Annotated in this window: 6 protein-coding genes; all 6 read right to left on the reverse strand. The window is 37.3% G+C overall.

Going from position 1 to position 11791, the window contains the following annotated elements; genetic code table 11:
- Window positions 1-24 precede the first annotated feature (24 nt).
- A complete protein-coding gene (locus QWY91_RS09470) occupies window positions 25-1551 on the reverse strand; it encodes an alpha-L-fucosidase (protein ID WP_290234206.1) in 1527 nt (508 codons plus the stop codon).
- 2 nt (window positions 1552-1553) lie between these two features.
- Complete coding sequence (locus tag QWY91_RS09475; RefSeq protein ID WP_290234207.1) at window positions 1554-3803, reverse strand: glycoside hydrolase family 3 C-terminal domain-containing protein; 2250 nt, start codon at window positions 3801-3803, stop codon at window positions 1554-1556.
- 57 nt (window positions 3804-3860) lie between these two features.
- Complete coding sequence (locus QWY91_RS09480; RefSeq protein WP_290234208.1) at window positions 3861-5867, reverse strand: glycoside hydrolase family 97 protein; 2007 nt, start codon at window positions 5865-5867, stop codon at window positions 3861-3863.
- 87 nt (window positions 5868-5954) lie between these two features.
- Window positions 5955-8324 (reverse strand): glycoside hydrolase family 31 protein, encoded by a 2370-nt coding sequence (locus QWY91_RS09485; protein WP_290237083.1) that lies wholly within the window; start codon window positions 8322-8324, stop codon window positions 5955-5957.
- 53 nt (window positions 8325-8377) lie between these two features.
- Entirely contained in the window at window positions 8378-10885 is a 2508-nt protein-coding gene (gene galB, locus QWY91_RS09490; protein ID WP_386270388.1) for a beta-galactosidase GalB, read from the reverse strand.
- Between the two features lie 51 nt (window positions 10886-10936).
- The gene (locus QWY91_RS09495) at window positions 10937-11782 is read right to left on the reverse strand and encodes a hypothetical protein (protein WP_290234213.1); all 846 of its coding nucleotides are present in this window, start codon (window positions 11780-11782) and stop codon (window positions 10937-10939) included.
- Window positions 11783-11791 lie beyond the last annotated feature (9 nt).

Here is an 11791-nt window from a genome sequence, read left to right on the forward strand (position 1 = left end):
TCCTAAGATTTGCTGGTTATCAGTTTATTTAGTAGTAGTTTCTAATTTTAAAACCCATGCACTTTCGCTAAGCTTTTTTGAAGGTGTAGATAATTTTAGACCATCAGCTTGCAAATCAAATTGAACTTCTTCTTCATTACCTAAGAAGTTTGCATTTACGATAGAGAATTTCTCGTTAGCAGATGATTCTGAAAAAGATTTTAATAACACCTCTTTATTACTTCCCGGCCATCCTAAGAAAATAACATAAACAGCATCTCCTTTTCTAGTATATCGAACATCTTGGGCGGTATAAGTGATTTTATCCAAAAACATTCCCGATTTTTCCTGTTTTGTAGGGCCTTCCCCGTAAACATTCCAGGTATCAGTATCGTAAATAGCTTCTCCGTTAACCTCTAGCCACTTACCGATTTCCAACAAAATTTGTTGTTGATTTTCAGGAATTACACCATTAGCCATAGGTGAAACGTTCAACATTAAAGCACCGTTTTTACTTACAATATCAGCTAGCAAATCAATAATTTCGTCTGAAGTTTTTAATCCAAGATCATTGGTATAACTCCAGCTTCCCACAGATACAGTTTCATCTGTTAACCAATATTCTTCGGTTTTCTGGTTCATTCTACCTTTTTCGAGATCTTCCAGACTTACCGATTTAGGTAACTCTCCTTCTTTATGAGTAATAACGACCTCTTTATTATTCTTTTCAGCATAATTAAAATAATCGGCTACAAATTGTACTTTGATCGAATCTGGAATTTTATCCAGTTTACTATCAAAATAGATCAAATCTGGACCATATTGATGAATTACCTCATGAAGTTCTGATAACCAATTTTTGTAAAATTGCTTTTTTGGAATATTCCCATACATGATGCTTATCAAAGAATCTTGTGATGAGGTTGGCATTTCTGGATCGTAAGGAAAATACGAAGTATCATCCTCCCATTTTGTAGAATCTTGCTGAAATAATTGTAGTGTTCTTGCTTTGTGGAAAGAAGTGATAAACTTCATCCCATTGCCATGAATAGCTTTCTCAAGCTCTCTAACCAAATCGCGATGCGGTCCCATATCTGCTGCATTCCAAGGATTGGTTTCACTGTCCCAGTTGCTCCAGCCATCGTGATGTTCTGCTACGATTCCGGCAAATCTTGCTCCAGCCTTTTTGAATAATTTCGCCCATTCTTCAGCATTAAACTTTTCAGCTTTAAACATGGGTACAAAATCGTGATAACCAAATTCTGATGGTTCGCCGTATGTAGCTACATGATGTTTATATTCATCACTGCCTTTAATATGCATATTTCTGGGATACCAGTCGTTCGCATAAGCAGGTACAGAAAGAACTCCCCAATGGGCGTAAATACCGAACTTGGCTTTCTTAAACCAATCTGCGGCTTCATTGTATTTCGCTAGAGAATCCCAATCTGCTGCATATTCTTTTGATGCGGCTGTATCCTTTTCTGCTGAACTCGTTTTCTTGTCATTTTTACAAGACGCAAAAATAATTAAGCATGAAAATAACCAATATTGGAGAAATTTTGATTTCATAATTACTGAATTGTGATCTCTAGTTCCCCTAAAATATTTCTGGAACTATTTCCTAATTTCAATTTATATGTACCCGGTTCTACTACCCAATCTTTTGATGAAACGTCGTAATAAGCAAGCTCTTTTACCGGAAGTTGAAGATTTACTGAAGTATTTGCTCCTGCTGAAACCTCAACTTTTTTGAAGGCTTTTAGTTCTTTATCAGCTCTCTCAACACTACTTTGTTTTTTAGATACATATACCTGAACCACTTCTTTTCCAGCTAACTTTCCTGTATTTTCAACATTTAGATGTATTGAAATTGTATCGTTTTCAGTATACATTTTCTCGCTAGTTTCAATTTCAGAAAAATTGAAATCTGTATATGAAAGTCCGTATCCAAAAGGATAAAGCGGAGCTATATTTTTAGTATCAAACCAACGGTATCCCACTAATATTCCTTCGTCATAACTTACTGTTTCATCACCAGGAAAACTGTTAGTAGCATGGGCTGGAGAATCTTCCAGCTTTTTAGGCATTGTCCACGGTAATTTACCTGAAGGATTTACATCTCCTAATAAAACATCTGCTAACGCATTTCCTCCTTCTGAACCATTGAACCAACTCCAAACTAAAGCTGAAGATTTTTGACTAATCTCGTCTATATCGTATGGTGCTCCAGCAATCATCACAACGATGGTATTTGGATTTGCTTCTAATACTTTTTCTATCAATTCTTTTTGACCAAATGGTAAATCTAGACTTGCACGGTCTGAAGCTTCTGTTTCGTAATCTCTATTAGAACCGGCAAATATGATTGCAGCATCTGCATTTTTAGCAGCATTCACCGCTTCTTCTACCAATTTGGGATCAAGTTCGTCGATAGTTACAGGACCACTAAGCGTAACATCTCCTAATTTTGCTTTTTCAGTTTTAGAATAACGCTCTTCGTATCCCTGGGCAAATTGAATATTCACCGATTTTGGTAAACGATTTTTCAATCCTTCCAGTGGAGTAACTTCACGTTTCGTTTTTACACCAGCACCAAATCCTCCCAGTGCATTTTTCTTCTTTGCATTATCACCAATCACAGCCAAAGTTTTAATTCCGCTAGCTTTTAATGGCAATAAGTCATTTTCATTTTTCAACAAAACAACCGATTCTGCTGCAATATTATAGGCATCTTTAAAATGCGCTTCTGTGCTTATACTTCCCTTTTTGCGATCATCAGATCCCATACTTTTTACAGAATACATTACACGAAGCACACGTTTTACGTGCTTATTAATTTCTTCTTCAGAAATCTCTCCGGCCTTCGCAGCGTCAATAAGCGGCTGAGCTAGAAAATATTTATCGAAATCTTTAGGCGTTCCCATTTCAATATCAAGTCCGCTTTCTAAAGAATTTACAGTAGTATGTACTGCAGCCCAATCTGAGATCACTACACCTTCAAATCCCCACTCATCCCTAAGAACCTGATTCAGCATATAATCATTCTCACAAAGATATTCGCCTCTAAATTTATTGTAAGCACCCATCATAGAATAAGCATGCGCTTCTTTCACAGTAGCTTCAAAAGCTGGTAAATAGATTTCACGCAAAGGTCTTTCAGCGATTTTCACATTAACATAATCGCGATGTGTTTCCTGATTATTCGCGGCAAAGTGCTTTACACATGCAGCTACATCATTATCTTGAATACCTACAACAAAAGGAACAGCGAGTTTTTTATTCAGAAATGGATCTTCTGTAAAATATTCGTAAGTACGACCACCTAGCGGTGTACGGATAATATTGATGGCCGGCGATAGAAGCACATCTTTACCACGAGCTCTTGTTTCCTCGCCTACGCTATTCCCAAAGGTATAAGCAAGCTCTGGATTCCATGTTGCCGATAAACCGGCACCAGCAGGATAGTAGGTCGCATAATCATCATCAAGACCTAATGGTGTCCAGGATTCTTTTTCCAATTCTTCTCGCACTCCTAAGGGACCGTCTGCCATCTTTAGCTCTGGAATATCCAAACGCTCTACTGCTGCGGTAGCAAACATGCTATTACCATGTAAAAGTCCGGTTTTTTCTTCCAATGTCATTTCAGCAATAAGCTCATCTATTTTGGAATCAAAATCTTTAGTAACCGGTTTTCCTAAATATCTTTTTTCTGTACTCTCATTTTGGTCATTTTTAACAAGCTTTTTATCGCCTTTACAGGCCATAAAATTCAGAAAAAGACTCAAACTAAAGACAGTTATTATTTTAGATTTAATTTTCATATAAAATCAGTTTATAAACGCTATAAAAGCTTTTATTTTTTAATTGGTATGGTTCTATTATTGTTTCTTAAATCTGATTGCCGCTCCACCACTCTCGCCAAGCTTCAATGTTAGGCTATCACCAGCGTTTACTTTTTTCTTATTAATAGCGACTGCTGTTGGATTGTTTTCCTGCCCGGTGCCAGGTGCATCAGCATAAATTTGTGCTTCGTAAGTTGCTCCTTCATCTAGAAAATCAAGAGTTATTTCTAAATTTCGGGATTCTTCGTTGGTAATGCTACCTAAATACCAATCCTCGCTAGCTATATCTTTTCTTACGGTAGTGATGTATTTTCCAATTTCGCCATTTAGAACTTTAGTATCCTCCCAATCGGTAGGGACATCGGTAAGAAATTGAAAAGCCGGTTTATCTACATAATTTTCAGGAAGATCGGCCAACATTTGCAAAGGAGAATATAGAACCACCATTAATGCTAACTGCTTAGCTGTAGTACTATGCACTCTTCTTCCCGGGTAACCTTGTTTTACTTCTACATCGAAAACTGCAGGAGTAAAATCCATAGGTCCCGCAAGTAAGCGTGTAAAAGGTAGTATTGCAGTATGTGATGGCGGATTCCCATCACTCCACGCGTTGTACTCCTGTCCTCGGGCACCTTCACGCGCCATCATATTAGGATATGTTCGACGCTCTCCGGTATCTTTTATAGGTTCGTGGAAATAAACTTCCAGCCCATATTCTGCAGCCTTTTTCACCACATATCTAAAATAATTAACGCCGTACTGGCCATGATGCCATTCTTTCATATTCAGCTTAGAACCTACATGACCAATTTTTACGGTGTGAATTCCTCGTTCTTTATATAAAGCAAAAGCGGAATCTATCTGACTCAAATAATTCTCAAGATTAGATCCTGTTTCGTGATAACCAACAATCTCTACTCCATTTTCAGCAGCATAATCAGTAACCTCTTTAAGATCAAAATCATCAGCGTCTTTAGTAAAACTAAACTGATGCATTGCATTTTCGTACCAGGAAGGCGTCCAACCTTTATTCCATCCTTCAATTAAAAGATGATCTATTCCTAACTTATTAGAATAGTCTACATACTGTCTTGCATTTTTTGTAGTAGCACCTTGCTTTTCTCCTTCCCAAAAAGAAAATTTACCAATATGCATACCCCACCATATTCCTAAATATTTAAATGTCTTTATCCAACTAGTATCTGCTATTGCATTGGGTTCATTCAAGTTTAAAATCAAATAACTTGTAATTAAATCTGTAGGTTTAGAGGCTATTTGCAAGGTTCTCCATGGTGTTGTAAAAGATTTGGTAGTCCTTACTTTTACTCCATCTGCCCAAGGGACTAAATCTGTTTTAAGTGTCGTACCATTGGTATGCGCCAAAGTAGTACTGGCAAAATCTATAAGATTAGCTTCATGAAAACTGATAGCTAATCCACTCTCACTCTCAATGGTTAGCGGAGTATGGACGGTATCTAGGGTACTCACTTTAGAATCTGTAAATAGATTCTCATAGCGTTGCTCGTCGTAAGCAGGGATCCACCACGCCTTGCCATCATCTGCAAGATTAAAAGTGGTAAGCTCGTCCATTATAAAAATACTGTCTTTGATACCTTGCTCTGGGAAAACATATCTAAATGCAATACCATCATCAAAAGCACGAAATTCAATATCTAATTTTCGCTGTTTTTCAGCGTTTTCTTTTAGATGAACAGTAAGCTGATTATAGTGATTTCTAATCTCATGCTTTTCTCCCCATACCTGTTGCCAGGTTTCATCCTCTGAAGATTCTTCAACATCAATAATCTCTAGGTTATGCTGAAGACTATCGCCATCTTTAAAGACGAAACCCATTTCTGAAGGTAAAATAACTTTCGTTTCACCATGATTTACAGCATATTTCGGGGAATTTCCGTCTAAATTGAAGGTTATACTATTTTCGCCTTTTGGAGAATCTAAAGTATAAGACTGTTTTTTTTCTTGCGACGTGCAGCAGAGAAATAGCAAGTTTGCCGCAATAATAAGGGGTATTTTATTGTACATTGTAAATGGATTTTTATCTTAATTTTTTACTACGGAATTCATCTAATATCAGTTGAAGACTGTAAGTAAGATTTCAGGTTTTCGGGGTTATTTTATTATTGTTTCTGTTTTGAAATTGATTTTGTCTGATAAAGGATTTTGCTTCAGCTGATATAAATTCCCATCTTTTTCAACTGAAATATTTTCTAATTTTTTTCCGTCAGGTAAATAAATTTTTCCGGTGGCTGAATTGGTTGTCTTATCAGCAAACACCTGAAGATCCAAATTAGTCCAGTCCATATCTTTAGTAGATTGTGCTAGTTTGATATGCGGTAAAATGGTTCCGTTTTTAACCAAAGCTATTATCGCGATATCGCCAGCCTCGATCGTATGCCATCCACCTTGATAAACTTTATGCGTTTGATAATCTATCCAGGTGCCTTTTGGTAAATACACATCTCTGGAAGTTTCTTCTTCGAATAAAGGAGCTACCAGCATGCTTTCGCCAAATAAATATTCATTATCAATAAGCCAGGATCCGGCATCATCGGGATATTCTACAAATAATGCTCTCATCATTGGAAGTCCTTTCTCTGAACTTGCTTTAGCCTGTGCGTAGATATAAGGCATAAGTTTATACCTCATATTATCTGCATTTCTAAAATCTTTCAAGAAACTTTTGCTGTATTCCCAAGGTTCTGTTGGTGGCTCCCCGTGACTTCTTACATGTGACGATAACATTCCAAATGGCGTCCATCTTCTGTAAATATTTTCAGGAGATTTGGTTACAAAACCACCAACATCGTGGCTCCAAAAGCTAAAACCACTAAGTCCTAAGGACAAACCACCTCTTAAGGTTGCAGACATTGCCGAATTTGTAGTGGCAGCATCACCACCCCAATGTAAAGGATAACGTTGGCTCCCCGCCCAGGTACTTCTTGCCCATATTAGCGTATAGCCATTAATTTTTTTAGTAATTTCTGCAACTGCTTTATTGTAGCGTAATGGGAATAGATTGTGTTCGTAAAAACCTGTTCTTCCCGAATGATAGATACCGCTAAAAGGTGCTGCTTCTCCAAAATCTACTTTAAAGACACTTACTCCAAGATCCAGCAGATGTTTCAGTTTTCCCTGATACCATTCTACGGTTTCGGGATTCGAAAAATCCAGTATAGCATCTTCGTAAGGGATATTTCCTTTTCGATCTTTAACCGCATAGTTATTATCTACGATTTCATTAAAAAGAGTGTTTTTAGGTGTAAAGTATGGTAATTGCCATAGACTTACATGAAATCCATCCTCCTTCATATCTGCCATCATGGCTTCAGGATCATCAAAACGTTCCTTAGCAAATTCGTAATTATTTCTCCAATCAACATCAAACCAGCCCGTATCGAAGTGGATTACATCACTTGGGATTTCATAGTCTCTAAGGTTTTTAGCTACTTCACGGCCTTCTTTTTCAGAAAAATAAGTTATTCTACTCATCCAAAAACCAAAAGACCAAAGTGGTGGCATTGCGGCTTTACCTGTTAGATCTGTATATTCATCCAAAATATCTTTAGGGTCTCCCAGGAAGAAAAACAAATCTGCAACATCATCGCCAAGCATCATCTTATTTGCTGCATTAAAATATTTCCCAAAGTCTACCGTAATTGGAGTCGAAGTATGCATAAATACCCCATAGCCTCGACTACTCATATAAAAAGGAATAGGTTTATACATGGTTTCGTTTTGTACCCCATTAGCATCATCGGTATATAAAACTACTTTTTGACCGCGCTTGTTGAATTGGGTGAAAGATTCTCCACATCCAAAAATTTTCTCATCTGGTTGAAGACTAAAAACCGGACTAAAACTTCTGGAATAATCACTATTTCTCCTTACAAAAGAAAAAGGAAGTACCGGTGTATACGTATTTTGAACATCTGAATTATGCAACGTACTGGTTAATAGCTTCCCGTTTTCATCATAGATATTTACGTGCCATGGTTTAGCTATGATTTCTACTTTACCGTGCTCACTTTTAAATTGATGTCCTTCGTCTATTTTTGAATAATCCCATAATTCAGGGTGATTTGGAGCAGTACCATCAACCAACATAAGAGAAGTTTCTGGTTGATTGAATTGCGGACCGGAAGTCATTTTTAAGCGAACTGTACGATCTGAAACAAACTGAATTTCAAAAGGAAGTTCAGGCGCTTCTGCGTATTCTGTAGCAGGAAATTCATTAGCAGCAACGGTATCTGGCTTCATCAACATATTATTGAATGCCTGTCGCGTTTGATACTCGTAACGCTTATATTTTAAAGTTCCTTTTCCTGTTTTAGGATTAAAATCCATCAACTCATCAGCGAAATAAAAAGTATTCTGATAGTTTTCAAAATCCTTACTTACATCTACGGGTTCGTTCAAAACATCTGCATTCTGAACTTGTGAAAATCCCAAAGAACTAATTCCTAATGCTACCGATAGCATTATCTTTAAAGGACTAGGGTAATTTTTAAACGTTTTAAAGATCATTGAGTACACTATTTATTTTTCGATTGTATGATTACTGAAGTTTTTTCTAAACCTTCAGCAGTTGCAGTTAATTTTAATGTTCCGGCTTCTTCATCAGCTTTCAGGATCACTAGGCATTTTCCGTTTAGGGCAGTATGCTCGGTTCCTTTGAAAGATTGATGATTAGTGGGATCGCCGCTAGCAACTCCATAAATTTTTCCAGGTCCTTCTAAGCTGAAGGATATGTTATGATTCGCTCTAGGAACAATGTTGCCTTGTTTATCGGTAATGGTTACCGTAACAAATGATAAGTCTTTTCCATCTGCTTTTATTGTTTTTCGATCTGGCGATAGCACTAATTTTTCCGCACTACCTGCAGTTTCAATAATGGTTTCTTTGACGATTTTTCCTTCTTTTCTAGAAACCGCCTTAAGTGTTCCTGGCTGGAAGGGGAAACGCCACATCACATGAAGATCGTCGTCTTGCTTCCGTTTAGTTCCTTTGGATTCTCCATTCAGAAACAATTCAACTTCATCTGCATTATTGTAATAAGCCCAAACATCTACAGTTTTTCCTTTTTCCCAATTCCAATGTGGTAAGACATGAAGAACGGTGTCTTTAGACCATTCACTTTTATACATGTAATACACATCTTTAGGGAAACCTGCTAAATCAATAACTCCGAAATAAGAACTTCTGGAAGGCCACTCATAAGGTGTAGGCTCTCCTAGATAATCAAAGCCTGTCCAGATATAAAATCCAGAAAGGAAATCGTTCTTTTTAATGATTTTCCAACTGGTTTCGTGCAACGATCCCCATGGTGTACGCACCTGATCGAATGCAGAAACTGTATTATCTTTATTACCCCCAGTAAACTTTTTATCCCAGCGTACCGGCCAAATTTTGGTTGTATCTGAAGGAAATTCGTAATAGCCTCTGGTTTGTAGACCAGAAGTTGTTTCGGTGGCAATAAATGGTGTATTTGGAAAATTCAGTTGGTGTTTCTCCCAAGTTTGATGAGCATAATTATAACCTATAATATCCAAAGCTCCTGAACCTGCAAGCGCATTAGGTTGATCTGCAGTTTCTTCAAATTGTATGGTAACCTCTTCATCAGAAACATGTACTGGCGGATTCATACCTGCTGTAACCGGTCTGGTGGTATCCATGCTCTTCACCACTTCAGATAACTCATTACCTATTTTAGCACCTTCTTCACTCCATTGCTCCTGAATTTCGTTACCGATACTCCACATAAAAACACTGGCATGATTGCGATCTCTTTTAATTAGATCTCTTAAATCTTTCTCGTGCCATTCTTCCCAATATTGGCTATAATCGCTTTTAGTTTTAGATTTAGTCCACATATCAAAAGCTTCGTCCATTACGATGAATCCCATTTGATCACATAAATCAAGTAATTCTGGAGCTGGCGGGTTATGTGCTGTTCGTATACCGTTGACGCCCATCTCTTTTAGAATTTCTAACTGGCGTTCTATGGCGCGAGTGTTGATCGCTGCTCCTAACGGTCCAAGATCATGGTGGAGACAGACACCGCGAATTTTTAAGGATTTTCCATTTAAGATAAAACCCTTTTCTAAGTCAAATTTAAAATCGCGAATCCCAAATTTGGTTTCGTAGCGGTCTAAAACTTCATCTCCCTGAATTATATTTACTTGCGCTGTATATAGGAAAGGCTTATCTACAGACCATAATTTTGGATTTGTAATCGTAAGCTGTTCTTCTACTTCATTCTCATTATTTGAAGATATCTGAAATTCTGAACCTTTGGTTTTAGTGATAAGCTTATCGCCGTTCAGTATCTTTATTTCAACAGAAATATTCTTTTTTGCAGAAAATTGGTTTGCAATCTTAGCTTTGATATTTACAACGGCTTCTTCATTATTGATTTCAGGAGTGGTCACAAAGGTTCCCCATTGTGGGACATGTACTTTATTCAACTTTTTAAGCCACACGTTTCTATAAATACCGCTGCCCGAATACCATCTGGAATTTGGCTGATCGTTATTATCGGCTTTTACCAAAATAACATTCTCTTCCTCTCCAAATTTTAAATATCTGGTAATATCATATTCAAAACCGATATATCCATTAGGGCGTTTACCAAGATTGGTTCCGTTGATCCAAATCTCGCTATTCTGATAAACTCCGTCGAATTGAATTTTGAATACAGAAGAACTATCTTTAGCTGAAATTGCGAAGCTTTTTTTGTACCAGCCGATACCGCCACGAAGTGCTCCACCACCTACACCGGTAGGGCTATTCTCATCAAAATCTTTAGAAATACTCCAATCATGGGGTAGATTGACATCATCCCAACTATCTGAGTCTAATATCTTTTTGATATTGGTTATATCTTCGTTCTGTTGAAATTCCCATCCTTCTGTAAATAAGACTTTACGATCCTCAAAGTCAGATGTCGTAACCTGACTATTACAGGAAAGAAAACACAATACGAATAAAATAAATATTCCAGTAGAGAAGTAACGAGTAATGTACTGTTTCAAAGCAATCATAGTTAGTTTATAGAAAACCGGTAGATTTTGTTGCTACCGGTTTATTGATATCTATTCCTTTGGTCTGTAGTGGAAAACGATCTGAGCCATGCCTTCTCCAGTTCTGGATTGATCACGAACTACTGCTAATCTTAATGAATTGTTTGAAATCTCAACTACATTTACAGAAGTCCAGTTACTCACATCGCCATAATAATCACCTCCGTAAAGTAACTCTACACCACCATTGAATCTTATTCTATGATTGTCGATGTTATAATTAAAAGTTCCTGCTGAACTTGTTTGGCTATCAGAATTTAATGCCGTTTGTGTTACAGATACATTGTAACCACCATCAAGATTAAATGAAATTTCTCCCCAATCTTTATTTTCCATTACCCATTCGTTACCAGCATAATCTGGAAACCAGTTCCAATAATCTGCTCCGCTTTCGTTATGGGGGTAGTCCAAACCTGCCCATCCAATAGGATTAGCCATATCTAAAACCCAGGTTTTTCCTTCAACACCATTGGTTAGCATTGCCCACTCGTCTGCGCTAAAATATTCTTCATCATTTGATGATACTTCTACGGTAACAGGATCGGCTTCAACCGGGCCACCTTTAGTGTAAGCGGTATAGTAAACGTTGTAAGTACCAGCAAAAGGAAAGGTTATACTTAAACTATCCTCATTAGATGTACCTATTTCATTTCCTTCGGAATCAGAATAACTCCAGTAGGAGATAAAGTCTGATTCTATGCTACGAAGATGTATCTCATTGTCATTTCCATCAGCCTGAGTTACCATGAAATTTAGCTGATCACCTTCTAACGCTACTTCTGGAAAGCTATATTCATCTTGGCAAGAAGCCAGCAACAAACCGAATATTGCAAGTACGATGTAATTAATATTTTTCATAATTTCTTG

Source organism: Zunongwangia endophytica (genome assembly GCF_030409505.1).
In the GTDB taxonomy this organism is placed as follows: Bacteria; Bacteroidota; Bacteroidia; order Flavobacteriales; family Flavobacteriaceae; genus Zunongwangia; species Zunongwangia endophytica.

Bases quoted from the DNA above. Each gene is read 5' to 3' on its own strand.
- galB (WP_386270388.1), bottom strand. From the start codon at position 10,885: ATGATTGCTTTGAAACAGTACATTACTCGTTACTTCTCTACTGGAATA.
- QWY91_RS09470 (WP_290234206.1), bottom strand. From the start codon at position 1,551: ATGAAATCAAAATTTCTCCAATATTGGTTATTTTCATGCTTAATTATT.
- QWY91_RS09495 (WP_290234213.1), bottom strand. From the start codon at position 11,782: ATGAAAAATATTAATTACATCGTACTTGCAATATTCGGTTTGTTGCTG.
- QWY91_RS09480 (WP_290234208.1), bottom strand. From the start codon at position 5,867: ATGTACAATAAAATACCCCTTATTATTGCGGCAAACTTGCTATTTCTC.
- QWY91_RS09485 (WP_290237083.1), bottom strand. From the start codon at position 8,324: ATGCTATCGGTAGCATTAGGAATTAGTTCTTTGGGATTTTCACAAGTT.
- QWY91_RS09475 (WP_290234207.1), bottom strand. From the start codon at position 3,803: ATGAAAATTAAATCTAAAATAATAACTGTCTTTAGTTTGAGTCTTTTT.